The sequence below is a fragment of the Bacillus sp. 05T21 genome (genome assembly GCF_056396785.1).
Map to the genome: position 1 here is coordinate 299,285 of NZ_JBFTMD010000001.1, position 25,202 is coordinate 324,486.

The 25,202-nt window shown below is 36.0% G+C and carries 32 protein-coding genes; 11 read left to right on the top strand and 21 right to left on the bottom strand.

All coding sequences use genetic code 11. The annotated features are described in order from the left end of the window. Window positions 1–29: 29 nt before the first annotated feature. A complete protein-coding gene (locus tag AC1DKZ_RS01465) occupies window positions 30–317 on the bottom strand; it encodes an Fpa/YlaN family protein (RefSeq protein WP_002088314.1) in 288 nt (95 codons plus the stop codon). A gap of 150 nt (window positions 318–467) precedes the next feature. On the opposite strand from AC1DKZ_RS01465, the gene AC1DKZ_RS01470 reads away from it, so the two are divergent. After that, the gene (locus AC1DKZ_RS01470; protein ID WP_476995571.1) at window positions 468–965 is read left to right on the top strand and encodes a peptidyl-prolyl cis-trans isomerase; all 498 of its coding nucleotides are present in this window, start codon (window positions 468–470) and stop codon (window positions 963–965) included. Between the two features lie 49 nt (window positions 966–1,014). On the opposite strand, the gene AC1DKZ_RS01475 is transcribed toward AC1DKZ_RS01470, so the two are convergent. Then, complete coding sequence (locus AC1DKZ_RS01475; protein WP_002088317.1) at window positions 1,015–2,343, bottom strand: PhoH family protein; 1,329 nt, start codon at window positions 2,341–2,343, stop codon at window positions 1,015–1,017. A 246-nt stretch (window positions 2,344–2,589) separates the two neighbouring features. Then, window positions 2,590–3,045: a PNPOx family protein gene (locus AC1DKZ_RS01480; protein WP_002014791.1), complete on the bottom strand. Its 456-nt coding sequence runs from the start codon at window positions 3,043–3,045 to the stop codon at window positions 2,590–2,592. Window positions 3,046–3,190: 145 nt separating this feature from the next. Between AC1DKZ_RS01480 and AC1DKZ_RS01485 the strand changes: the two genes are divergently transcribed. Continuing rightward, complete coding sequence (locus tag AC1DKZ_RS01485; RefSeq protein WP_002088318.1) at window positions 3,191–3,391, top strand: YlaI family protein; 201 nt, start codon at window positions 3,191–3,193, stop codon at window positions 3,389–3,391. Between the two features lie 35 nt (window positions 3,392–3,426). Here the strand turns inward: AC1DKZ_RS01485 and AC1DKZ_RS01490 are convergent, their stop codons facing one another. The 3 genes from AC1DKZ_RS01490 to typA all read right to left on the bottom strand — a co-directional run bounded on the left by AC1DKZ_RS01490 (window position 3,427) and on the right by typA (window position 6,027). Further along, entirely contained in the window at window positions 3,427–3,702 is a 276-nt protein-coding gene (locus AC1DKZ_RS01490; protein ID WP_002014793.1) for a hypothetical protein, read from the bottom strand. 17 nt (window positions 3,703–3,719) lie between these two features. Further along, window positions 3,720–4,022 carry a YlaH-like family protein gene (locus AC1DKZ_RS01495; RefSeq protein WP_002014795.1) on the bottom strand — a complete coding sequence of 101 codons (303 nt, stop codon included), beginning with the start codon at window positions 4,020–4,022 and terminating at the stop codon, window positions 3,720–3,722. 160 nt (window positions 4,023–4,182) lie between these two features. Next, a complete protein-coding gene (gene typA / locus AC1DKZ_RS01500) occupies window positions 4,183–6,027 on the bottom strand; it encodes a translational GTPase TypA (protein WP_002066916.1) in 1,845 nt (614 codons plus the stop codon). Window positions 6,028–6,167: 140 nt separating this feature from the next. Between typA and AC1DKZ_RS01505 the strand changes: the two genes are divergently transcribed. After that, window positions 6,168–6,347: a DUF5325 family protein gene (locus AC1DKZ_RS01505; RefSeq protein WP_000400129.1), complete on the top strand. Its 180-nt coding sequence runs from the start codon at window positions 6,168–6,170 to the stop codon at window positions 6,345–6,347. 44 nt (window positions 6,348–6,391) lie between these two features. Here AC1DKZ_RS01505 and AC1DKZ_RS01510 read toward each other — a convergent pair whose 3' ends face one another. Both AC1DKZ_RS01510 and AC1DKZ_RS01515 read right to left on the bottom strand, forming a co-directional pair. Then, complete coding sequence (locus tag AC1DKZ_RS01510) at window positions 6,392–7,183, bottom strand: inositol monophosphatase family protein (RefSeq protein WP_002138115.1); 792 nt, start codon at window positions 7,181–7,183, stop codon at window positions 6,392–6,394. An 88-nt stretch (window positions 7,184–7,271) separates the two neighbouring features. Beyond that, on the bottom strand, window positions 7,272–7,460 hold the full coding sequence (locus AC1DKZ_RS01515) for a hypothetical protein (protein WP_002121995.1): 189 nt from the start codon (window positions 7,458–7,460) through the stop codon (window positions 7,272–7,274). Window positions 7,461–7,666: 206 nt separating this feature from the next. Here AC1DKZ_RS01515 and AC1DKZ_RS01520 point away from each other — a divergent pair, with 206 nt between their 5' ends. After that, window positions 7,667–8,293 carry a YktB family protein gene (locus AC1DKZ_RS01520; protein ID WP_002014864.1) on the top strand — a complete coding sequence of 209 codons (627 nt, stop codon included), beginning with the start codon at window positions 7,667–7,669 and terminating at the stop codon, window positions 8,291–8,293. 80 nt (window positions 8,294–8,373) lie between these two features. Here the strand turns inward: AC1DKZ_RS01520 and AC1DKZ_RS01525 are convergent, their stop codons facing one another. Next, entirely contained in the window at window positions 8,374–8,643 is a 270-nt protein-coding gene (locus AC1DKZ_RS01525) for a UPF0223 family protein (RefSeq protein ID WP_002066915.1), read from the bottom strand. A gap of 383 nt (window positions 8,644–9,026) precedes the next feature. Here AC1DKZ_RS01525 and speA point away from each other — a divergent pair, with 383 nt between their 5' ends. Together speA and AC1DKZ_RS01535 are read left to right on the top strand one after the other, a co-directional pair. Beyond that, the gene (speA, locus tag AC1DKZ_RS01530) at window positions 9,027–10,499 is read left to right on the top strand and encodes an arginine decarboxylase (protein WP_219303444.1); all 1,473 of its coding nucleotides are present in this window, start codon (window positions 9,027–9,029) and stop codon (window positions 10,497–10,499) included. Window positions 10,500–11,119: 620 nt separating this feature from the next. Further along, window positions 11,120–11,950: a protein-glutamine gamma-glutamyltransferase gene (locus AC1DKZ_RS01535; protein WP_404510595.1), complete on the top strand. Its 831-nt coding sequence runs from the start codon at window positions 11,120–11,122 to the stop codon at window positions 11,948–11,950. Between the two features lie 37 nt (window positions 11,951–11,987). On the opposite strand, the gene AC1DKZ_RS01540 is transcribed toward AC1DKZ_RS01535, so the two are convergent. From AC1DKZ_RS01540 to AC1DKZ_RS01555, 4 genes are all read right to left on the bottom strand, one after another. Next, complete coding sequence (locus AC1DKZ_RS01540) at window positions 11,988–12,116, bottom strand: GapA-binding peptide SR1P (protein WP_476995572.1); 129 nt, start codon at window positions 12,114–12,116, stop codon at window positions 11,988–11,990. Window positions 12,117–12,160: 44 nt separating this feature from the next. Further along, on the bottom strand, window positions 12,161–12,289 hold the full coding sequence (locus AC1DKZ_RS01545) for a GapA-binding peptide SR1P (RefSeq protein WP_002033839.1): 129 nt from the start codon (window positions 12,287–12,289) through the stop codon (window positions 12,161–12,163). Between the two features lie 59 nt (window positions 12,290–12,348). Further along, the gene (locus AC1DKZ_RS01550; RefSeq protein ID WP_000536778.1) at window positions 12,349–12,477 is read right to left on the bottom strand and encodes a GapA-binding peptide SR1P; all 129 of its coding nucleotides are present in this window, start codon (window positions 12,475–12,477) and stop codon (window positions 12,349–12,351) included. Window positions 12,478–12,672: 195 nt separating this feature from the next. Next, complete coding sequence (locus AC1DKZ_RS01555; protein ID WP_000462037.1) at window positions 12,673–12,969, bottom strand: DUF3055 domain-containing protein; 297 nt, start codon at window positions 12,967–12,969, stop codon at window positions 12,673–12,675. Window positions 12,970–13,103: 134 nt separating this feature from the next. Between AC1DKZ_RS01555 and AC1DKZ_RS01560 the strand changes: the two genes are divergently transcribed. After that, window positions 13,104–13,496 (top strand): DUF1885 family protein, encoded by a 393-nt coding sequence (locus AC1DKZ_RS01560; RefSeq protein WP_002014853.1) that lies wholly within the window; start codon window positions 13,104–13,106, stop codon window positions 13,494–13,496. A gap of 1 nt (window position 13,497) precedes the next feature. Here the strand turns inward: AC1DKZ_RS01560 and AC1DKZ_RS01565 are convergent, their stop codons facing one another. The 5 genes from AC1DKZ_RS01565 to pdhA form a co-directional block, all read right to left on the bottom strand. After that, entirely contained in the window at window positions 13,498–13,725 is a 228-nt protein-coding gene (locus AC1DKZ_RS01565; protein ID WP_002088334.1) for a hypothetical protein, read from the bottom strand. Between the two features lie 212 nt (window positions 13,726–13,937). Beyond that, window positions 13,938–15,350 carry a dihydrolipoyl dehydrogenase gene (lpdA, locus tag AC1DKZ_RS01570; RefSeq protein WP_242307863.1) on the bottom strand — a complete coding sequence of 471 codons (1,413 nt, stop codon included), beginning with the start codon at window positions 15,348–15,350 and terminating at the stop codon, window positions 13,938–13,940. Between the two features lie 5 nt (window positions 15,351–15,355). Continuing rightward, window positions 15,356–16,645 carry a pyruvate dehydrogenase complex dihydrolipoyllysine-residue acetyltransferase gene (gene pdhC, locus AC1DKZ_RS01575; RefSeq protein ID WP_113937181.1) on the bottom strand — a complete coding sequence of 430 codons (1,290 nt, stop codon included), beginning with the start codon at window positions 16,643–16,645 and terminating at the stop codon, window positions 15,356–15,358. A gap of 93 nt (window positions 16,646–16,738) precedes the next feature. Beyond that, entirely contained in the window at window positions 16,739–17,716 is a 978-nt protein-coding gene (gene pdhB, locus AC1DKZ_RS01580) for a pyruvate dehydrogenase complex E1 component subunit beta (RefSeq protein WP_000068162.1), read from the bottom strand. 3 nt (window positions 17,717–17,719) lie between these two features. Further along, window positions 17,720–18,835, bottom strand: coding sequence for a pyruvate dehydrogenase E1 component subunit alpha (pdhA, locus tag AC1DKZ_RS01585; RefSeq protein ID WP_000536893.1), 1,116 nt, complete (start codon window positions 18,833–18,835; stop codon window positions 17,720–17,722). A 513-nt stretch (window positions 18,836–19,348) separates the two neighbouring features. On the opposite strand from pdhA, the gene AC1DKZ_RS01590 reads away from it, so the two are divergent. Continuing rightward, window positions 19,349–19,498: a YjcZ family sporulation protein gene (locus AC1DKZ_RS01590; RefSeq protein WP_002014847.1), complete on the top strand. Its 150-nt coding sequence runs from the start codon at window positions 19,349–19,351 to the stop codon at window positions 19,496–19,498. A gap of 167 nt (window positions 19,499–19,665) precedes the next feature. Then, on the top strand, window positions 19,666–20,220 hold the full coding sequence (def, locus tag AC1DKZ_RS01595) for a peptide deformylase (RefSeq protein WP_242307860.1): 555 nt from the start codon (window positions 19,666–19,668) through the stop codon (window positions 20,218–20,220). A 62-nt stretch (window positions 20,221–20,282) separates the two neighbouring features. Here def and AC1DKZ_RS01600 read toward each other — a convergent pair whose 3' ends face one another. After that, entirely contained in the window at window positions 20,283–21,056 is a 774-nt protein-coding gene (locus AC1DKZ_RS01600; protein ID WP_476995573.1) for a Cof-type HAD-IIB family hydrolase, read from the bottom strand. A gap of 548 nt (window positions 21,057–21,604) precedes the next feature. Between AC1DKZ_RS01600 and AC1DKZ_RS01605 the strand changes: the two genes are divergently transcribed. Together AC1DKZ_RS01605 and rnjA are read left to right on the top strand one after the other, a co-directional pair. Then, a complete protein-coding gene (locus tag AC1DKZ_RS01605) occupies window positions 21,605–21,817 on the top strand; it encodes a DNA-dependent RNA polymerase subunit epsilon (protein WP_000576436.1) in 213 nt (70 codons plus the stop codon). Between the two features lie 4 nt (window positions 21,818–21,821). Next, on the top strand, window positions 21,822–23,489 hold the full coding sequence (gene rnjA, locus AC1DKZ_RS01610; protein WP_002033834.1) for a ribonuclease J1: 1,668 nt from the start codon (window positions 21,822–21,824) through the stop codon (window positions 23,487–23,489). A 38-nt stretch (window positions 23,490–23,527) separates the two neighbouring features. Here the strand turns inward: rnjA and AC1DKZ_RS01615 are convergent, their stop codons facing one another. Then, window positions 23,528–24,193, bottom strand: a complete 666-nt coding sequence (locus AC1DKZ_RS01615) for a potassium channel family protein (RefSeq protein WP_000504033.1) — start codon at window positions 24,191–24,193, stop codon at window positions 23,528–23,530. A gap of 83 nt (window positions 24,194–24,276) precedes the next feature. Next, window positions 24,277–25,143: a hypothetical protein gene (locus tag AC1DKZ_RS01620; RefSeq protein ID WP_002014843.1), complete on the bottom strand. Its 867-nt coding sequence runs from the start codon at window positions 25,141–25,143 to the stop codon at window positions 24,277–24,279. Window positions 25,144–25,202 lie beyond the last annotated feature (59 nt).

The following is a 25,202-nucleotide window of genomic DNA, read 5'->3' on the forward strand; positions in this document are numbered from 1 at the left end:
TTCAGTTTGAGCCCCCTTATTTGAACCCGTTATTGTTGTTTGTTTGTAAATGCTTCATGAAGTGCAGACAACTCACGTTCGAGCTCTCCTAACATTGCTTTCCCTTGTTCTTCTCCAATAAGACCAAGGCGAACCGCAAAATCGACCTCGCGGGATAGTCCAAACATTTGTGTGTCTAAAACTTCTTCATATAATGGACATTGCGGCATTGTAAGATTGTCCATTTGTACCTTAATAAGTCTTAAAATCTTCTCTGCATCCGCTTGTAGAAGGGCTAGTGCCTTTTCCTGATGATTTGATACTGTCTCAGACGCCAAATTGATTCCCTCCGTTTCCGTCCTACTCTCTCATATCTATTAATATTAGCGATAGTTTTAATAAATTGCAATAGAAACATTTTTTGTGACAACAGTGCCTAATACTATTATACTGAAAAGTGGGAGTATAACACAAATGGGGGAACAACAATGAGCGAAATTTTATTTATTAATGGAAAAGTTCGTTTTCCAATCACTATCGATCCAACTGTATGGATTTTCGATGATCGAAAAATAGATTTGACAACTTACTTTGATGAAACTAGAGAAGACTCATCCGAATTAGAAACATACTTAAAACATACTTCAGAGCATTGGGATCGCGAAATCCGTGATGGTGCTGCCTTCCCGCCAATACAACAAAGTGTAAAGAAATATAAAAAAGAACAGCTTATCAACGGGACATTTGGCATACCACTTCATCCATTTCTAAAAAATGCTGAAATTTTAGAAGATGCTACTCATGTCGAAATTGAAACCACAGACAATACAATTACACTTCCGTTAGAAACAGYCCATAAAGCTATTCTCGGTTTTTCAAAAGAAGGTAAACCATTACGAGAAGACGGGCCTGTTCATCTATATTTCCATGATGGATCTAATAGACAAAATCCGATTCTTAACATCCGTAAATTTACAATCATTTAAATTGTATAATTAAAAGGCAAAAAAGGAGTGAGCTTAAGCTCACTCCTTTTTATAATAAATCCGCTGCTAGTTGTGCTAAATTAGAACGCTCTCCTTTAACAAACTTTACATGACCACTAATACGTTGTTCTTTAAACTTCTCTACGACATATGTTAAACCGTTATTATATTCATCTAAATACGGATGATCAATTTGCTGAGGATCCCCCATTAATACAATCTTACTTTTTTCGCCTACCCTTGTTAATATCGTCTTCACTTCATGCTTCGTTAAATTTTGTGCCTCGTCAATTATAATGAACTGGTCTGGAATACTTCTCCCGCGTATATAGGTAAGTGCTTCTACTTCAATCGAACCCATCCCAGCTAAAATAGCATCTAGCTCCCCAGGCTTTTTCGTGTTGAATAAATACTCTAGATTATCAAAAATCGGCTGCATCCACGGTCTTAATTTTTCCTCTTTCTCTCCTGGTAAATAACCTATATCTTTTCCTACCGGTACAATTGGTCTCGCGACAAGTAGTTTTTTATATAAACCTAAATCTTCCGTTTGCATTAGTCCCGAAGCTAATGCAAGTAACGTTTTTCCTGTACCTGCTTTTCCTGTTAACGTTACAAGTGGAATATCTTCCCGAAGTAGCAATTCTAATCCCATAATTTGCTGCACGTTTCGTGGGCGTATCCCCCACACTTGTTCATTGTGAAAAATAAGTTTTTTTACCTTCTTACCTAAATGATCCACAATCCCAAGTGCAGAACTAGAACCCCCTAGTGCATCTTTCATTACAACAAACTGATTTGGATAAAAAGGATGATTTGCGATTTCAGATAAAGGTAGTTCACCTTTTTCATAAAAATAATCTAACTGTTCTTTTGATATATACCCTTCTAAAAATCCTGAATATATATTTTCCACTTCGATTACTCGGTCACTTAAATAATCTTCGGCCTGCAATCCGATTGCATCAGCTTTTACCCTTACGAGTACATCTTTACTTACTAAAATAACTGATTTCCCGTCCTCTTTTTCTTGTTCTTCTAAAGAGAGGTTTTTCGCTACCGCTAAAATTCGATTATCATTTGTTTTTTCTACAAAAATATCTTGCAGTTGAACAAATGAGCGATGATTTAATTCAATACGAAATGTACCGCCGTTTTCTAACGGAATACTTTCATGCAGCTTTCCTATTTCGCGAAATTTGTCGATTAACTTAGATACATAGCGAGCATTTCGTCCTACTTCATCCATATAACGTTTTTTCGAATCAACCTCTTCTAATACAACTGCTGGAATCACTACTTCATTTGTTGCAAATGAAAAAATAGATAAAGGATCCTGCAAAAGTACATTCGTATCTAACACATAAATTTTATCCAACCTGTTACCCCCTGACTCCACTTTTAAATTTGTAGAACAAGGGTTTCATCCATAAAATATGGACGAACCATTGTTATAATTATATGTACCGTAAAAACGAGGTAGAATCGAAATTCATAGAAATTAAACCTTTTCTTTATTTTTTATTCATTTCTATTCAATATATTACTTTTTATTATAATTTTTCACATTAAATCACAATACTCACTTGTAAAAGTTTATGAACGATGTTCCTATTCATCTTCTTTATAATTCTTTCATTCCTACTAATACTTGGTTATCAAGCTTTTTAGCAGCTCGAAGATCATATGTTTTTTCATATGTTGGTTCAGTAGCAAGTTTCGCACCATAAAACATAACATCACGAACTTCTTGTACATTCACTTCTACTACCGTTAATTTTAGAGGAATCCCTTCCATTCTATCTGTTAAAATTTCACTTTCACCACTTATGGAAAATACGGATTCATTCGCCATTATAGTCAATACAACCCCTGCACTATGCCGTATATTCCCCACAATACGTGAGCGTTGATCTACCGCAAATCGAATACTAGTTTCACTCACTGCATATACCCAAGAAATAGCACTTACGTTAGGAATTTGTTTTTCGAAATCTGTTGTTGCTATCATAACGATACACTCTTTACGCAAAGATTGTACTAAATCACCTGTCAATGTAGGCTCAACTACATTCGCCATATTTCCACCTCCAAATATTATTTATATATCCTTATCATAACCTATTTTTCGAATTGCGAAAATATTATTTTTTCCCGCTATTATTCAAAAACATTATACTTCCATGATATACTTATACTGATAGAATTCGTATTGAGGTGACGAAATGAGAGTCAAATGTATGATTTGTGATAAAAAAGATATGTTAGATGACGAAAATCCTATGGCAAAAAAACTGCGTAATCGCCCTATTCATACATATATGTGCATGGAATGTACGGAACGAATTGCAGAGCGTACTACGGAACGCCATGCGAGTGGTAATTTCCGATTATATCGTGATAAAAAAGTAGAAGACGATTGGTAAACCGGAAATAAGTCCTTAATCATATAGATAAGGACTTATTTGTATTTTTCTGGTTCACGATTCATCTGATCCAAAAAACAATCAATGGCTTCTACCGGAAATCTTGCACACCTTATTTCTCCATCAATTTCATATGTAATCAAATACATTTCCTCGTTCTTTTCAACTTCTACATTTCGTAATTTATGCTCTTCATATATCATATTTTGAAATAATACATACGTTTCTTGTGCAGCTCTATCATCTGGACGTGCTTCCGCAACCGTTTTAATTGTTAACCAATTATATAATGCATCTTGTACTGAGCGCATGAAAGCCCCTCCTTCTTTCACCCTGTTTTTTGTTGTTTAGCTTGACGTAAACGCAGTCTATAAATTCCAAGTACAATTGCCGCTACAACGAGCCCCTCTCCAACGGGTAAAAAAACTGCAAAAAAAGTTAATACCGTGCATCCAATTGCTAAAGAAATATATATCACTATATTTTTTAGTACCGATAGCTTCCTTGCAAATCCTAAATTATATACAAGTGCACTTAATAAAATTATTGTTCCATAAAGCAACCACATCCCTAACTCTGGATTTTCATCAACTTTACAAAGTTTCGCGAAAAATGACATTCTTTCTAACACTATCTTTCACCCCTTCTCATGAAACAAATTCTCTTTATGTACTTAATACAAGAGTAACTCGCAAAAAAAATACTGTCCACAAAAAAGAGTAAATATTCTAAAAAAATAAACAAAAAACAAAAAAACAGCTACCTTTATAAAAGGTAGCTGTTCTATTATTTTATGCTTCAACAGATTTCTTTTTCTTAGCAGCTCTTTCGCGCTCACTCTTATCAAGAATCTTTTTACGTAGACGAATTGATTCTGGAGTTACTTCACAGAACTCATCATCGTTTAAGTACTCTAATGACTCTTCTAAAGTCATTAAGCGTGGTTTTTTCATTGATGAAGTTTGATCTTTCGTCGCAGAACGAATGTTAGTTTGTTGTTTCATTTTTACAACGTTAACTGTTAAATCATTCTCACGTGTATGTTCTCCAACGATCATACCAGCATATACTTCTGTACCTGGTTCAACGAAGATTACACCGCGATCTTCAACTTGCATAATACCATATTGTGATGCTTTTCCTGTGTCAAGTGAAACTAGAACACCTTGGCGACGTCCACCCACTTGTCCAGCATGTACTGGTTGGTAGCAATCAAATGTATGGTTTAAAATACCGTAACCACGAGTTAATGTTAGGAATTCTGTTGTGTAACCAATTAAACCACGTGCCGGAACCATGAAAGTAAGGCGAACTTGACCATTTCCATTATTCACCATATCTAACATTTCACCTTTACGTGCGCCCATTGATTCCATAATAGAACCAGTGTATTCTTCAGGCACATCGATTTGTACGCGCTCTACAGGCTCGCTTCTTACGCCATCAACATCTTTAATAATTACTTCTGGCTTAGATACTTGTAGTTCATAACCTTCACGACGCATGTTTTCAATTAAGATAGATAAATGTAACTCTCCGCGTCCAGATACGATCCATGCATCAGGAGAATCTGTATTATCTACACGTAAACTTACATCTGTCTCTAATTGTGAACGAAGACGCTCTTCAATTTTACGAGAAGTAATGAATTTACCTTCACGACCTGCAAACGGGCTATTATTTACAAGGAATGTCATTTGTAGTGTTGGCTCATCAATACGTAATAATGGTAAAGCCTCTTCATGCTCAACCGGACATACCGTTTCACCTACGTTAATGTCTTCCATACCTGAAACAGCTACTAAATCTCCAGCTTTTGCTTCTTCAATTTCTTGACGTTTTAATCCAATGTAACCAAATAATTTAGTTACACGGAATTGTTTTACACTTCCGTCAACTTTCATTAATGCAACTTGTTGTCCTACTTTCATTGTACCACGGAATATGCGTCCAACCCCGATACGACCAACATAGTCATTGTAATCAAGAAGTGCTACTTGGAATTGAAGTGGCTCTTCGCTGTTATCAATTGGTGCTGGAATATGTTCAATAATTGTGTCAAACAATGATTTCATATTCTCTTCTTGATTTGCTGGATTTGAATCTAAGCTTGCTGTTCCGTTCATTGCTGATGCAAATACAACTGGGAACTCTAATTGATCTTCGTTTGCACCAAGTTCGATGAATAAGTCGACTACTTCATCAACTACTTCATCAGGGCGAGCGAAGTCACGGTCAATTTTGTTTACAACAACGATTGGAGTTAAGTTTTGCTCAAGAGCTTTCTTTAAAACAAATCGTGTTTGTGGCATACAGCCTTCATATGCATCAACAACAAGTAGAACACCATCAACCATTTTCATGATACGTTCTACTTCTCCACCAAAGTCAGCGTGACCAGGTGTATCTAAAATGTTAATTCTTTTATCTTCATAGTGAATCGCAGTATTCTTCGCTAAAATTGTAATACCACGTTCTCTTTCTAGATCATTTGAGTCCATTGCGCGTTCTTCAATATGTTCATTCGCACGGAACGTCCCCGCTTGACGTAATAACTGGTCAACAAGTGTTGTTTTACCATGGTCAACGTGGGCAATAATTGCTATATTTCGTAAATCTTGTCGTTTTTTCAACATGTCCAACTCCTAATGTCTTTTTAATCCTTCTCTATTATAAGAGCGAAGGGGATACAATGGCAATCAAAATAAAATCAAGAATGAAAATATAGTTGTATTCTTACTTTTGTGAAAGTAAAATAAGATTGGAGGGTGAAGAAATGGAACACATTCAATATCGCTTTTTATTAACAGCAATTATCGGTGTTATCTTCTTAATTGGTATCGGAATTATGGTTGCTGAAAATAGTCCCATCGGCATTATTATTTGCATTATCGGCACATTTGTTACAGTTGGATACGGTTTTGTAACAAAAAGAAAAATGCGTAAATCGCAATAACATTAAAAAGTAAGAAGCTTCTTTATGCCTCTTACTTTTTTTCATTATTGCGATACAAATGGTAATAATTCTTCGTATACTCCTGGTTTTGCAACTAACACACTGCTTTTCTCTACAATAGAAAGAGGCGTTCCCAAGAACGTTGTCACTTTGCCGCCAACTTCTTCTACAATAATCTGTCCCCCGCCAAAGTCCCATGGTGATAAGCGCGGTGTCACATATGCATCTAATCTTCCGGTTGCAACATATACCATTTCTAACGCTGCACAACCATATGACCTCGTACCTCTCGCCTTCTTAACGAGCATCATCATTTTTTCCATATTAAGCAATGGATTATCAGTAAGCCATATCGCATTCAAAGCTATAACTCCATGCTCTACCGTTCCTTTTTCCAACATGGGAATAGCTAAATCATTGCAAAAAGCCCCTTCTCCCTTTACCGCATGATATAGTTCGTCATGAACTGGATCATAAATAAGACCAATCTTTCCGATACCGTTCTCATAAATCCCGATTGAGATTGCGAAATTTCTTTTTTGATGAACAAAGTTCATCGTGCCGTCAATTGGATCAATTAACCAAACAACCCCATTAGAAGAGGTAATCTCATCTCCGTAGCCTTCTTCTCCTAAAATATTATGATGTGGGAATGTTTCTTTAATTTTCCCAATTAAAAACTGCTCCGTTTCTCGATCCATATTTGTTACTAGATCAGCTGCATTTGACTTTGTTTCTATAATAAGTGTTTTTTTCAGTGACGCCATTAAATGTTCTCCAGCTTCTCGAATCCACTGTTTCGCGTGTGTATCGATGTCTTTCCATACTTCTTGCATGTTTAAACACTCCGATCTATACTGTTCACAGAAAAAACGAACCCTTTATAAGGTTCGCACCAACTAATTATTTATACATATACTATTATTACGCTTCTAAACGGATCATTTCAAGTCTTAACACTTCTAATTTTTGTACGCACTCTTCTTTTTTCTGTTTGTCGTTATCCATCATCGCATCATATAAAGTTGCTAATTCATAATCTAGCTCCAAACGTAGCACCGGAATTCTCTTTTCAGCATCTGTTCTCTTTAACGCATTAATCACCTGTCTCATTTTTTTTGCCTCCTCCCAATATTCGTCTGCCCTCGGACTAGAATTGATTCAATTTTCTGATTTTTTGTTTTATACTATACTATGTTGGATAAATCATCTATGCAACAAAATTATATTTTTTTATTTAAATTTTTTTGTGATGTTTTTTTTATGAATAGTACAAGCTATGCTAAAATTAAAACAAAATAGGAGTTGGAGGAACAATCATGACACTACAAACATTCACATCAACTGATTTTGAAGTCTTTACTGTTGATGGTCTTGAAGAACGAATGAGCGCAATTAAAACGAATATTCATCCTAAGCTAGAAGCTTTAGGGGAACAATTTGCAGAATATTTATCACAACAAACTGATGAAAACTTTTTCTACCATGTAGCAAAACATGCACGCCGCAAAGTCAATCCACCAAACGATACTTGGGTTGCTTTTTCAACAAATAAACGTGGATATAAAATGTTACCACACTTTCAAATTGGTTTATGGGGTACTCACGCCTTCATATACTTTGGTTTAATCTATGAGTGTCCACAAAAAGTGGAGACGGCTCACGCCTTCTTAGAACATTTAAATGATTTAAAAACAAATATTCCAAATGACTTCGTTTGGTCCATTGACCATACTAAACCAGGTGTAAAACTACATAAAACGCTTGAAACGGAAGACTTACAAAAGATGATTGAACGTTTAGCTACTGTGAAAAAAGCAGAGTTATTAGTCGGTATTCATATATCACCAGAGGAGTTTTCAGCAATGACCAACGAACAATTCCTTGCTAAGATTGAATCTACGATGCAACCACTCCTTCCTTTATATGCACTTTGTAATCGATAGTAGAAAACGGACAATTTATATTGTCCGTTTTTAGTTGTTATCACATTATAGCACTTCATATTTTATTTTTCAAAATATTTTTACATTTTAACAATCTTTTTTTCTGCTACTTCCTTTGCTTTTTGAATCGTACGATATATAGAATATCCACTTACTTCTTGAAATTCTTTATCAATTTTTTTCTCCGCTGCCTTCGATGGCACAATCTCTTTAAAACGACGATATAATTCCATCAAATCTTCTCTCAAAACTCCTTTTTCGTATACCTTTTCAATCGCTTCATAAAACTTTACAACTGCTACCATTTCTTCATTTGACCAATTGTAATCAAGTGGATATTGATATTCCATTTTTGCACCTCATTCAGTATTCTTTCTTTTTCCATTATGCTACCTTTAAGACAGCCTTTTATTCTTCACTATAACCACTCTGCATTATACACCATTTATCCATTTCAATGGAATTGTCTTCCTCTTTGCAGTATTTAAAATATAACTATTAAACATACTCACCTTGAAAATGCGATTTTTCTATACATCTATAATTATTGGTGATATAATGCTTTTGTTTTATAGAGAATAAAGTGAGACTACCATCCCCAAAAAGGATTTTGCGAATGGCAGAAAAACAAGTCAAGTTCTAAAAGTTTGTCATCTTAATTTCCTTTTAGAATGAGATGAAATCATATAAAACAAACTCTAATAAATATTACGAAGAAGAAGGGGTGTATAGATTGTCCCAATACGAAACACCATTGTTTACCGCTTTAGTTGAGCACAGTAAGCGAAATCCAGTTCAATTCCATATTCCTGGTCATAAAAAAGGACAGGGCATGGATCCTACATTTCGCGAATTTATTGGGCATAATGCATTAGCAATTGATTTAATTAATATTGCGCCGCTCGATGATTTACATCATCCAAAAGGTATGATTAAAGAAGCACAGGATTTAGCAGCCGCTGCTTTCGGTGCAGATCATACGTTCTTTTCTATTCAAGGTACAAGTGGTGCAATTATGACAATGGTGATGAGCGTGTGCGGTCCTGGGGATAAAATCCTCGTGCCACGGAATGTGCATAAATCAGTAATGTCCGCTATTATTTTCTCAGGTGCAAAACCAATTTTCATGCATCCTGAGATTGATCCGAAGCTCGGTATTTCACATGGGATCACAATTCAATCTGTCAAAAAGGCTCTTGAAGAGCACTCAGATGCGAAAGGCTTACTTGTTATAAATCCAACATATTTTGGGTTTGCTGCAGATTTAGAGCAGATTGTAGAATTAGCTCATTCTTACGATATTCCTGTACTTGTTGATGAGGCTCACGGTGTTCATATCCATTTTCATGATGAACTACCAATATCAGCTATGCAAGCAGGTGCAGATATGGCAGCAACAAGTGTTCACAAATTAGGTGGGTCTTTAACCCAAAGCTCTATTCTTAATGTAAAAGAAGGTCTTGTGAACGTAAAGCATGTCCAATCCATTATTAGCATGCTTACGACTACATCAACTTCTTACATTTTGTTAGCATCCCTTGATGTTGCTAGAAAACGTCTTGCTACAGAAGGAACAGCTCTCATAGGACAAACAATACAATTAGCTGAGCATGTTCGTGATGCTATAAATGTTATTGAGCATCTTTATTGTCCTGGAAAAGAAATGCTAGGAACAGATGCTACTTTTAACTATGATCCTACAAAGATAATTGTATCTGTAAAAGATTTAGGTATTACAGGCCATCAGGCTGAAGTATGGCTTAGAGAACATTACAACATTGAAGTAGAACTCTCTGATTTATATAACATACTTTGTCTTATCACATTTGGAGATACAGAAAGTGAAACAGATACACTTATTACAGCATTACAAGATTTAGCAGCAACATATAGAAATAGAGCAGACAAAGGTGTTCAAGTACAAGTAGAAATACCTGAAATACCTGTGCTAGCACTTTCTCCTAGAGATGCTTTTTATTCAGAAACAGAAGTCATTCCATTTGAAAACGCAGCAGGTCGTATTATAGCTGATTTTGTTATGGTTTATCCGCCAGGGATTCCAATCTTTACTCCGGGGGAAATTATTACACAAGATAACTTAGAGTATATTCTTAAAAATTTAGAAGCTGGGTTACCTGTACAAGGTCCTGAAGATATGACATTACAAACATTACGTGTTATTAAAGAGTACAAGCCTATCAGTTGATAGGCTTTTCTTTCACCTTTTTTCTCTTTTTTTCATACGATACTAAAGAATTTGACATTCCCACCCTAATGGGGCAAGCTGACTAACATCAGTGGGATTCTTGCTACCTAAGGCGAAGTCCATTTCTGGTATCGCTGACGTGCAAGATTGCGGTGTGCCATCACCACTCTCACAACAGATCGTATAGGTTCGTGAGCTACGGTACTATACCATACCGTACAGATTCGTGTTCAGGTGTTTTAGCGTCTTGTTCTTGACGACACATATCATTTTACCGATAGCTTGAATTCGGCTATCGAACTCCCTATGCTATCTTTTTTCAAAGAACACATTGGCGTTTTAAAGACTTGTACTTGTCTGTAGTTAAAGTCTACCAAAATATAAAGTGAAGGCTAATAATCAGTGGGGTTTTGTTCATCCCCACTGATTATTAGCCTTCACCAATCGGGCGTTTACGGGTAGCAGGGCTCCAGCCGAATTTTGAGGTGGAATTCTTACTGCCCGCAAATAGCGGGATAAATGTTTTTCTATGAAAAAGCGATACTTTCATCCTATGTCTAAAGTCCAATATAGGCTTTCCCGTATCGCGAAATCTGTAACGTATAGGTGGGGATACCATTATGATTGTGATAGGCCGTTCTATTGTACACCCTTATATCACAAATGAATATGAGCCATTTGCAGCTGAAAAACAACAGATTTTATCCATAATGGCGGGAAATCAAGAAGTTTATTCCTTCCGAACAGCCGATGAACTCAGCTTTGATCTTAATTTACGAGTTAATATTATTACTTCCGCGCTAGAACTTTTTCAAAGTGGATTTCAGTTTCGTACGTTTCAACAATCTTTTTGCAACCCTCAGTTTTGGGAAAGAACATCACTTGGCGGATTTCAACTACTCCCAAACATAGCCCCTTCCATTGCCATCCAAGATATTTTTAAAAACGGAAAACTATATGGAACTGAATGTGCCACCGCAATGATTATCATTTTTTACAAAGCATTACTATCATTATATGAGGAAAAAACTTTCAACCGTCTATTCGCAAACCTCTTACTTTATACATGGGACTACGATCGCGACTTAAAGCTCATAACAAAAACGAGTGGCGATATCGTTCCAGGTGACCTCGTTTACTTTAAAAACCCACAAGTTAATCCAGCTACGATTGAGTGGCAAGGAGAAAATACAATCTATCTAGGAAACTTCTTTTTTTACGGACATGGCGTAGGCGTAAAAACGAAAGAGGAAGTTATTTATTCATTAAATGAACGAAGGATTCCTTATGCTTTTATTTCAGCTTATTTAACCGATTTTATTACTCGTATTGATAGCCGTATGATGAGTCAATACGCCCCTCCTAACACGCCACAAACATCAATAGGATTTATTCCTATTAGAGATGATGCAATCGTTGCAACAGTCGGACATACAACTACAATCTATTAAAAAAACGCCTACATGTGTGGGCGTTTTTTCTTAATTATTAAGCTTTTGTATGTTCTTTATGGTCACATTCGCAATGAGATCCACATTTCCCATAAAGTATTGTTGATTTTTCATCTTCAAAATGTGCGATTGTTCCTTCACAAACTTGGCATACGATTGTTCCCATCTTCATTTCCCCCTGAGTTTTAAGAATAATCTACTTATATATGATTAAGCTTTCGCATTGTCTCTACTAGCACAGTCACAATTGGAACCACATTTCCCATAAAGTACTGTCGTTTTCTCATCCTCAAAATGTCCGATTGTTCCTTCGCAAACTTGACATACGATTGTTCCCATTTTTCATTTCCCCCTAAGTTTATGGTCCTAAAAACTTTTAGCTGTCAATTTCCTATCAATTATTGGGCTTTTGTATGTTCTGTGTGATCACATCCGCAAGATCCACATTTCCCGTAAAGTACCGTTACTTTCTCATCCTCGAAGTGTGCAATTGTACCTTCACAATCTTGACATACGATTGTTCCCATTTTTCATTTCCCCCTAAGTTTATAATCCCAAAAACTTTTGTAACCGCTTAACTTTCTGTCTTCATTTTAATATGTTATACTTTTTACGTCAATAGGTTTTTAGTATAACACATTAAATATTTTAAAATTAAATTAGTATGCGATATTAACACAAAAAAACAGCCATATCTCATACGTACGACTGTTTCTTGTTAATTATTCTTCATACTCCGCATGCAAAGAAGTAGACGGAACAAGAAATTTAAAAAACTGAGCTAACTCCTCCGCCTCCTCTTCCGATCCTAACTTAAAAGTTTCCTGTATATATGGAACATTTTCTACATCATCTCTCCCAAGCAAAGTAGATCTCCCTGTTTGCATACAAACAATAAGTGGCTTTCCAAAAAACATATTTGTATAAATAACTCCAAAATCATAACGTGTATCATGCGTCATAAATCCTAAAAATCGTACCTTCACACTTTCATGCTCATCATACAATTTTTCAAACATGAGTTTCCACCTTTCTAAATAACACTTCCTACTCATTAATATATTAAACAAAAAAAGTAATACTCCTTTTAATTGTCAAAAAATTCAGTAGGATGTAGAATGATATTATTCTACTAAGTTAAGGGGGAATTTGTATGCAACACGCCTTTATCACACTTGTACCTAAATCCAATCAACAATCTGTTTCAATAGAAGATGTTAAACACCTTTTTCATAACTATAAAACCGTTACTTCCAAGACTGGTGATCAAATTAATTATGCTTATACAAATACAGCTTTTCCTTATGAAATATTAGATACATCAGCAACAACATTAAAACTCCAATCGAGTCACGATCGATATGATTCTATTTATGTTGGGATTGGAATAGAAAAGGAACAATCTTTTATTCAGGTTTCTTTGCCTACTACAGCAACATTTGGTGATAAAGGAAAAGCAAATGAATTTAGCCGTTTTCTAGCGAAGAAATTAGAAGGAGAGTTACAACTATTTAATGGAAGAACAATGTATTTCTATAAACGTTAATTTAAAAAATAGAGAATATGATTAAAAAAAGTATGCAATTTGAACACGTAAGGAATAACGCCTGCTTTCTTACGTGTAATACAAAACATGCAATCACATATGCCAAATAAAGAAATACGAAAAAGAGAATTACTTTATAATGAAACTTATCACCATTCGATAATGTTAATACAATGGAAAAACCACTCCATAATAGAAAATGATAAAATATAACATGTAATATTCTCATGGAACCTTCTCCTTTGACATGCTCTATTTTATTAATATATGGGATTAAGTTTGAATCAATTACATATTATATAACGGCATATATGCTAACGGTTCATTTAAAGTATTATATATTCATTCGACAAGTACATATAAAGACCTTGCAAGTCATTTCATGAAAATAAAAATACCCCATCTCTTTAAATAAGAGATGGGGTATTTACATTACTTAAATTATTTTACAATGTGAATTGGCATTCCAAGAGCAACTTCAGCTGCTTCCATTGTGATTTCACCTAATGTTGGGTGAGCATGGATTGTTTGAGCGATATCTTCAGCTGTCATTCCAGCTTCGATAGCTAAACCAATCTCAGAGATAATATCAGAAGCACCTGCACCTGCAACTTGTGCACCTACAAGAAGACCATCTTCTTTACGCGTTACAAGTTGTAAGAAACCTTCAGTGCTGTTTAATGATAACGCACGACCATTTGCAGCGAATGGGAACTTAGATACAGCTACTGTCATTCCTGCTTCTTCAGCTTGTTTCTTAGTGTAACCAACAGATGCTAATTCTGGATCAGTGAAGCATACTGCAGGAATTCCGATGTAATCGATTGCTGATGCATGGCCACTAATTACTTCAACAGCTACTTTACCTTCGTAAGAAGCTTTGTGAGCTAATGGTGGTCCAGGAACGATATCACCGATTGCATAGATGTTTGAAATATTTGTACGGCATTGCTCATCAATTTCGATAATGCCACGGTCAGTCATTTTAATTCCAACTTGCTCAAGACCGATTTCTTGAGTGTTTGGACGACGACCTACAGTTACTAATACGTAATCTGCTTCTACAGTTTGGATTTCACCGTTAACTTCAAAGCTAACTTTTACGCCAGTTTCTGTTTCTTCAACGCCTTTAGCCATAGCTTTTGTATGGATATTTACGTTACCTTTTTTCTGTAGAGCACGTTTAACAACAGAGCTCATAGCTTTTTCGAAACCAGCTAAGATTTCGTCGCCAGCTTCTACTACAGTAACTTCTGTACCGAAGTTAGCATATGCAGTACCTAATTCCATACCGATGTAACCGCCGCCGATTACAACAAGTTTTTTAGGAATTTCAGGTAAGCTTAAAGCGCCTGTAGAGTTGATAACACGTTTAGAGTATTTGAATCCTGGAATTTCGATTGGTGTAGAACCAGTTGCAAGAACAGCATTTTTAAACGTATAAGTTTGTGCTGCATCTTCAGTCATTACGCGTAATGTGTTAGCATCTACGAAGTAAGCTTCACCGCGAATGATTTCAACTTTGTTACCTTTAAGAAGGCCTTCAACACCGCCAGTTAATTTCTTAACTACGCCGTTTTTCCATTCTTGAACTTTTGTAAAGTCAACTTTTACGTTCTCTGCAGTGATACCCATGTCATCAGAATGCATTGCATTCTCATAACGATGACCTGCATTGATTAACGCTTTTGAAGGAATACATCCAACGTTTAAGCATACGCCACCAAGGTTAGATTTTTCAATAATCGCTACCTTTTGACCTAATTGTGCTGCACGAATTGCCGCAACGTATCCACCAGGACCTGCACCAACAACGACTGTATCTAATTCAATTGGGAAATCTCCTACTACCATTGTTATTACGCCTCCATTACTAATAATTGTGGGTCATTCAATAGACGTTTAATTTGGTTTAATGCTTTTTGAGCAGTTGCGCCGTCAATTAAACGATGGTCAAAGCTTAGAGATAATGCTAATACTGGAGCTGCAACGATTTCACCGTTTTTCACAACTGGTTTCTCAGCGATACGGCCGATACCAAGGATTGCTACTTCTGGGTGATTGATAACTGGAGTGAACCATTGTCCACCTGCAGAACCAATGTTTGTAATTGTGCAAGAAGCACCTTTCATTTCAGTTGGAGCTAAACGACCATCACGTGCTTTACCAGCAAGTTCATTGATCTCGTTAGAGATAGTAAAGATAGATTTACGATCTGTATCTTTAACAACTGGTACTAATAGACCTTTGTCTGTATCAGCTGCGATACCGATGTTGAAGTAATGTTTATGAACGATTTCTTGAGAAGCATCGTCTAAAGCAGTATTCAACATTGGGAATTCACGTAATGCAGATGTTAAAGCTTTTACAACGTATGGAAGGTAAGTTAATTTAATACCTTTGTCAGCTGCAACAGCTTTGAACTTCTTACGGTGAGCAACAAGTTCTGTTACATCTACTTCATCCATTAATGTTACGTGAGGAGCTGTATGCTTAGAGTTAACCATTGCTTTCGCAATCGCTTTACGGATACCACTCATTTTCTCACGAGTTTCTGGATATTCACCAGCTGGGATTGGTTGTGCTTTTGGTGCTTCTTCTTTCGCTGCTGCTGGAGTAGCTTCTACTGCTGCTGGAGCCTCAGTTGCTGCTACAGTTTGTCCACCATTTGCAAATGCCTCGATGTCAGTTTTCACAACACGGCCGTTCTTACCAGAACCAGCTACTTTATGAATATCTACACCTTTTTCACGAGCATATTTACGAACAGATGGCATAGCGATTACACGCTCATTTACTACTTCTGCAGTTGCTGCTGGAGTAGTTTCCGCTGCTGGAGCTTCTACTGCTGCTTCTTCAGCTTTTGGAGCTTCATCATGATCGTCACCTTTAAATTTAAGGTTTTCGTATCCAGGAGCATCAAATTTAATTAATGTATCTCCTACAATTGCAACTGTTCCTTCTTCTACAAGTACTTCAAGTACTTTACCTTTAACAGGAGAAGGGATTTCTACTACTGCTTTATCATTTTGTACTTCAAGAAGTACATCGTCTTCATTTACTTCATCGCCTGGTTTAATAAACCATTTTACGATTTCACCTTCGTGGATACCTTCACCGATATCTGGTAGTTTAAATTCAAATGCCACGGAATTCAGCCCCCTGATTCATTTCATTATTATGGAATATGTGCAAAAGAAACCAGCATGTGCTGATTTCTTTTGCACATGAAAAACTAAAAATTAGAAGTTCATTACTTTGTTAACAGCTTCAACAATATCTTTATGGTTTGGTAACCATACGCTCTCAGCTTGAGAGAATGGGAATACTGTATCAGCAGCTGCAACACGTACAACTGGAGCTTCTAAGTTTAAGATTGCACGGTCGTTAATTTCCGCTACAACGTTAGCTGCAATACCAGCTTGTTTTTGAGCTTCTTGAACTACAACTACGCGGCCTGTTTTTTCAACAGAAGCGATGATTGTTTCGATATCTAATGGTTGAACTGTACGTAAGTCAACAACCTCTAAAGAGATACCTTCTTTTTCAAGTTCTTCAGCAGCTTTTAATGCAGCATGAACCATAGCACCATAAGCGATAACAGATACATCTGTACCTTCACGTTTGATGTCAGCTTTGCCTAAATCAATTGTGTAATCACCTTCTGGTACATCTTGACGGAATGAACGGTACAATTTCATATGCTCTAAGTAGATAACTGGATCGTTGTCACGAATCGCAGAGATTAAAAGACCTTTTGCATCGTATGGAGTAGATGGAATAACAACTTTTAGACCAGGTTGTTGTGCCACTAATCCTTCTAAGCTATCAGCATGTAGTTCAGGAGTATGAACACCACCACCGAATGGAGAACGAATTGTTACTGGAGCAGTCCAACGTCCACCAGAACGGTAACGCATACGAGCTAATTGACCAGAAACTGAATCCATTACTTCATAAATGAAACCGAAGAATTGGATTTCTGGAACTGGACGGAAGCCTTCAAGTGCAAGTCCAACTGCAAGTCCACCAATACCAGACTCTGCAAGTGGAGTATCCATTACACGATCTTCACCGAATTCAGCTTGTAAACCTTCAGTAGCACGGAATACTCCGCCGTTTACACCAACGTCTTCACCAAACACAAGTACGTTAGGATCATTTTTCATTTCAACGCGTAAAGCATCAGTGATTGCTTGAATCATTGTCATTTGAGCCATGGCTTACTTCGACTCCTTTTCTTTGTAAATTTCATATTGTTCAGCTAAGTTGTAAGGCATTTTTTCGTACATGATTTCCATTAAATCAGTAACTTTTTGTTTTGGAGCTTGGTCAGCCTTAGCAATTGCTTGTTTGATATCTTCTTTTGCTTCTTCGATAACTTTCTCTTCAACTTCTTGAGACCATAGGCCTTTGTTTTCTAAGAATGCACGGAAGCGTACGATTGGATCTTTTTGTTCCCATTCGTTTTCGATATCTTTTGTACGGTAACGAGTTGGGTCATCACCAGCCATTGTATGTGGACCATAACGGAATGTTAAAGTCTCGATTAAAGTAGGACCTTCGCCATTTACTGCGCGCTCACGAGCGAAAGCAGTTGCTGCGTATACAGCTAATGGATCCATACCGTCTACTTGAATTCCGTAAATACCTGCTGCTACTGCTTTTTGTGCTACAGTTTTAGCTGCAGATTGCTTTTCTACTGGTGTAGAGATTGCATAACGGTTGTTTTGTACAACGAAGATTGCTGGAGCTTTGAATGCACCCGCAAAGTTCATACCTTCGTAGAAGTCACCTTGTGAAGCACCACCGTCACCAGTGTAAGTAATTGCAACAGATTTTTTACCACGTAATTTCATACCTAACGCAACACCAGCAGTTTGGATGATTTGCGCACCGATAATGATTTGTGGAGCAAGTGCATTTACATTCTCAGGCATTTGGTTACCCATGAAATGTCCACGAGAGAATAAGAATGCTTGGTATAATGGTAGACCGTGCCACACTAATTGTGGAACGTCACGATATCCTGGTAAGATGAAATCTTCTGCTTCAAGTGCGAAATGACTTGCTAATTGAGAAGCCTCTTGTCCAGCAGTTGGTGCGTAGAAACCTAAACGTCCTTGACGGTTTAAAGAAATAGAACGTTGATCTAGTACGCGAGTATACACCATACGGCGCATTAATTCTTTTAATTGATCATCAGATAATTCAGGCATAGCTGCTTCATTCACAACTTCGCCTTTTTCATTTAAAATTTGTAATGTTTCAAATTGAGCTGCGATAGCTTTCATTTGCTCATCAACATTAAATAGGGTCTTTTTTGTTTTAGTACCCATTCCGTTCACCTCTTCCTCTCTTGAACCATATTCTGAAACGCTTTCACTATCTATTAGCTAGACTGAAAGCGCAACAATGTAAACCAACAAATTTGTTTGTCGGTTGAGAATAATTTTGTGTACCTAACAATCTGTACTAATGTTTTTTCAAAAACATATTAATACAATCTTGATCACGTTTTTTAGTTTACAACTATTCTAATTACGATGTCAATTACTTTGAATACGTTTTTTTATAAATAATATGCCGGTTTCCTCTACACAAACGTGTTTTTATTTTTCACATCTGTATTAGTAAGCAATAACCTGCTGTTATATTATTCCCTTTTTAACTTATTTTTTCTCTTAGAATAATATGTAAACGATTTAATTCTCCTTAGTTTTTCTCTCTTCTCAAGAAAATTATACAAACACTTCTTCCTTTTATAGGTAAATACCTATACATTTCTGATCATTCCTCCATACATTATAGTAACCGCAGTATTAGCGGGAAATGATAAAGGAGGTCATCTCATGTACGGATACTCATATTGCTATCCAACAACTTGTTCATATCCTTCCTACGGTTATGGCGGTTCTTGTGGCGGATCTGGAAGCGGCTTCGCCTTAATCGTTGTGTTGTTTATCCTTTTAATTATCGTTGGTGCTGCTTGCATTCGCTAATTAATGTAAAATGAAACAACTATGGAAAGAAACAGACGGCTTTGCCGTCTTTTCTTTTTATTACATAACTTATCTGTAGAAGATTTGTTTCCAAGTAGCTCTTCCTTACTTGCCGATGACTTTTTTTATCTCCTTTGGTAGACTAAAGGAGAAAGGAGAGATTACATATGCTTACAATGAATGAGGTAATTCGTGAAGGAAATCCTATTTTGCGCGACGTCGCAGAAGAGGTCTTCTTACCTGCTAGCGAGGAAGATACAAATACTCTTAAAGAAATGATTGAATTTGTAATAAATAGCCAGGACCCTGAAATGGCTGAAAAATATAATTTACGCCCCGGAATCGGATTAGCGGCTCCGCAAATCGGTATTTCAAAGAAAATGATTGCGGTTCATGTAACTGATACGAACGATACGTTATATAGCTACGCATTATTTAACCCAAAAATCATTAGTCATTCTGTTGAACGTACATATTTACAAAATGGTGAAGGCTGTCTATCTGTAGACCGTGAAGTACCTGGTTATGTCCCTCGTTACACGAGAATTACAGTAAAGGCAACAACGATTAACGGTGAAGACGTAAAACTGCGATTAAAAGGTTTACCAGCAATTGTATTCCAACATGAAATCGACCATTTAAACGGTGTTATGTTCTATGACCATATTAATAAAGACAATCCATTTGTGGCTCCCGATGATTCAAAACCTCTCGAGCGCTAATAGTAAAAAGGCGGAAGTTAACCTTCCGCCTTTTTATTATATGAAATGGGTTCCACACTTACTTATAACAAGCCAGCCCACTTTAATCCGTGATAAATACCGTCTTCATTAACATCTTTTGTCACATAATTAGCAAGTTTTTTCAAATCCTCATGACCATTCCCCATCACAATGCCCGTTCCTACTGCTTCAATCATTTCTAAATCATTTAATCCGTCCCCAAATGCATATACTTGTTCACGATTAAATCCTATTTTCTCAATAAACTTCTCAATCCCTTTTGCCTTAGAACCACCATTAGGAATAATATCCATTGAATATGCATGCCAGCGTATAAAATGAAAATCTGGATAATGATGAATAAACTTTTCTTCTTCGTTTACTTCACAAAAAAGAAGTGTTTGATAAATATCGCGTTTCTCATAAAAATCAGGTTCATATGCCGGATGCTCGAATTGTAAGCTTCCAAAACCTTCTTTTACATAATCATGATATTCCACTGACGCTCTCATTTCTTGATGGTCAAGATATACAAGTGGATATCCTTCTTGTTTTRCAAACTGAGTAAACTTATGTAGAGCATCCGGATGTAATGGATTATTAAATAATACCTCATCCTCAAATACAACATACTGCCCGTTAAAACTAACATAATTATGTATATTGAGTTCCTCACGAATATCTTCAAACATAAATGGCGCACGCCCTGTCGCAATCGCTACATGCACACCTTTTTCTTGTAAATCTCTTACTGCATCTCTTGTAGATTGCGGAATTTTCTTATCATGATCTAATAATGTTCCATCAATATCAAAAAAGACAATTTTATCATTCATTTGTCAAAATCCTTTCTGGCACTCTATATTCCTATTTTGATTATCACTTTTCAAATTTCAAAAAAAAGTATAACATATTAAACATCTGTGAAGAAAGCGTTCACTTTCTGACCTTATTTATGAAATGTGCATATACTATTAGTGAAAAAATGTGGATACTTGTTCGGATGAATTTTCTTTTCTATTCTTCCTCATACTATATCTATAACTAACGGCTACTAATCGTTACTACAAGATAACTTACACTATACTAAAAAGAAAAAGATTCACTATTCACTTCTAATCTTCTTTCTTGTATGAGAGACGGAGTTATCATTAGTAATATGCATGTTTAAAATAAGGAAAGGAAGGAGTAATCATGCTGAAGAAGCTGAAGAAAAAGCTCAAGCGTTATTTAAACGATTTAGTCCGTAAGAAGACAATCGCTTAAATTGTGCCCATTTCGGGCTTTTTCTTCATTCTCATTCGAAAAAACATGAAAATCATGACTGTTTGCTTTATAATAAGTAACAGATAATGCAAAACATAGACAAGGAGAGGTTTTCCCAATGATTTTTAAAGTATTTTATCAAGAAAAATTAACTGAGGTCCCAGTACGTGAAAATACAAAAGTTTTATATTTAGAGGCTACGTCTCAAAAGGATGTTCGTAAAAAATTAAATAAGTTCGCATATAATATCGAGTTCGTTCAGTCTGTTACTGGTGCTCATCTTGAATATGAAAAACAAAACGCTGATTTAATATTAGCGGAGATCGTATAGTCATATGAAATTCCTAAAAAATGATCAAGCTGCCGTTTTTGCCCTCGGTGGTCTTGGTGAAATCGGTAAAAATACATATGCTGTTCAATTTCAAGATGAAATTATTATAATTGATGCTGGAATTAAATTTCCAGAAGACGAACTCCTAGGGATCGATTATGTAATACCAGATTACACTTATTTTGTGCGAAACGAAGATAAAATTAAAGGGTTATTCATTACACATGGTCACGAAGATCATATCGGTGGAATTCCCTATCTATTACGTCAAGTAAACATTCCAATTTACGGCGGAAAATTAGCAATTGCCCTAATAAAAAACAAATTAGAAGAGCACGGATTACTTCGTAAAGCAAAACTTTATGAAATTCAAGAAGATGATGTTATTAAATTTAAAAAGACATCTGTTTCCTTCTTCCGTACAACTCACAGTATTCCGGATTCATACGGAGTTGTTGTGAAAACACCTCAAGGACAAGTCGTTCATACAGGTGATTTCAAATTTGATTTCACACCAGTAGGTGAGCCAGCAGATTTAACAAAAATGGCCGAAATCGGAAAAGACGGTGTACTTTGTCTCTTATCTGATAGTACAAACAGTGAAGTGCCAAACTTTACGATGTCTGAGCGCCGCGTTGGTGATAGTATTCAAGATATATTCCGCAAAGTAGACGGTCGTATTATATTCGCAACCTTTGCATCGAATATCCATCGCTTACAACAAGTTGTTGAGGCTGCTGTTGAAAACAATCGTAAAGTAGCTGTATTCGGTCGAAGTATGGAAGCGGCTATTGAAATCGGACAAAACCTTGGTTATATCCGGTGTCCAAAGGATACATTCATAGACACAGCTCAGCTAAACCGCCTACCAGCTAATAAAGTTGTTATGTTATGTACAGGTAGTCAAGGGGAGCCGATGGCAGCACTTTCACGTATTGCCAATGGTACACATCGTCAAATTCAAATTATCCCTGGCGATACAGTTGTTTTCTCTTCTTCACCAATCCCAGGCAATACAATTAGTGTAAGTCGTACAATTAACATGTTGTACCGCGCTGGTGCTGATGTAATCCATGGTAAACTCTCAAATATTCATACGAGTGGACACGGTGGACAAGAAGAACAAAAGTTAATGCTACGTCTTATTAAGCCGAAATATTTCATGCCAATTCATGGTGAATATCGTATGCAACGTATGCATATGAAATTAGCGAATGATTGTGGTATTCCAGAAGAAAATTGTTTCATTATGGATAATGGAGATGTTCTTGCTTTACGTTCTGATGAAGCAAGTGTAGCTGGAAAAATCCCATCTGGCTCTGTCTATATCGATGGAAATGGTATTGGAGATATCGGTAATATCGTATTACGTGATCGTCGCATTCTTTCTGAAGAAGGACTTGTTATTGTAGTTGTAAGCATTGATATGAAAGAATTTAAAGTTGCAGCAGGACCTGATATCATCTCGCGTGGTTTCGTTTATATGCGTGAAAGCAGCGATTTAATCAACGATGCTCAAACATTAATTACAACACATTTAGAAAAAGTAATGGAGCGAAAAACAACACAATGGTCTGAAATTAAAAATGAGATTACAGACACATTAGCACCATTCCTATACGAAAAAACGAAACGTCGTCCAATGATTTTACCAATCATTATGGAAATATAAGAAAAAGGACAATGCCTCCTCGGCATTGTCCTTTTCTCTTATCTTAAAAAATGCTTAAAACGATCTACTTCATCGTCATGACCAATTACAATTAATATATCTCCCGCCTGAACGTTTTCTGTAGCTCGAGGAGATACGATAACTTCTTTTCCACGTTTAATTGCTACAATGTTCAAACCAAACTTCGCACGAATATCTAATTCAATTAAAGAGTGCCCATCAATTTTTTTATTTGCGATAATCTCTACAATACTATGCTCATCTGAAAGCTCTAGGTAATCTAACACATTACTTGATGCGATATTATTAGCAATCCTTTTTCCCATATCTCGTTCTGGATGCACAATATGATCTGCCCCTATTTTACTTAACACTTTTTCATGATAGTCATTTTGAGCTTTTACAGTAATATTTTTCACACCTAATTCTTTCAAAATTAACGTTGTTAAAATACTTGAATTCAAATTATCTCCAATAGCAACGACTACATGATCAAAATTACGAATACCAAGACTTTTTAATACCATCTCATCTGTTGAATCTGCAATTACAGCATGCGAAGCTATATTTGCAAACTCATTAATTTTATCCTCATCTGAGTCAATTGCCATTACTTCCATACCTAATTGAGCTAATTCACGGCAAATACTTCCACCAAAACGGCCAAGCCCAATAACAGCAAATTCTTTCTCTTTTTCGCCCACAGGAATTCCTCCAATAACATCAAATACTATGTACTTTTATTGTAACATACTTTAAATTCGCTACAAAAACCTGTATATACTTCTTATTTTTGTTTTTGCATATAAAAATACTGTTGTAAATAAAACGCGATACCGAAAATTAACATACCAAATACAAATATATTTCCAAATGAACTAAATGTTTCAAAAACGAACAATAGCGTTTCTTGTCCGAAAAAAGCAAATAAAAGTTGTGTAAATGCGAATAACAGTGCCAATATGTAATGATGTTGATGGAATAAATAATGTGTTGCGCCTAAAAAAGCTACAAGCGAAACAATGAAGATCCACCAAGTTTCTAAAAACAATTGCCAATTAGTAAATTGATATCCATTTACTAATATCGCAATAATTCCTATAACTGCCATCGTCGGCACACTCCATAATAATGCACGCCCTCTAAAGAAGTGCGCACCTTTTGCATCTCCTTTTTCATTTGCGATGTATGTTAGCACGACAGTACTTATATACAAAACAGAGAGGATTGTTAAAACAATGATAAGCCAAAAATGTAATTGATAATATTCATGTTCTATATTCGTCACAATTGCAGCTAACATACATGGAATAAACATCCCTGTCCAACCATCTATTTTTCTTTCGTTCCAAAACACCGTATTACCAATCCGAATTCCTAATAGCATAAAAATAATGATACCTAGTACAAATAACGTAGTCTTATTCCCTACTAAACTCGTTGAGAAAGCAATTAATCCAATAAATAAAAAAAGAACAAATCCATTCATAATTTCTAGTACAGGTGACAAATATCTTTTCACCCATTTGTATGTTTCTTCATATTCACTATTATTTGCTAAACGATAGGCGTAAAAACTTATCCCAAAATAAACCGCCGCAATAATAACATATGCATATAAGACGAAACATAAAATCGCACTGCTAATTTGCACGTAATTCCCCACCCTTTTTTCTATGTATCACATTGATTTTACACACTTTTCATACTAAA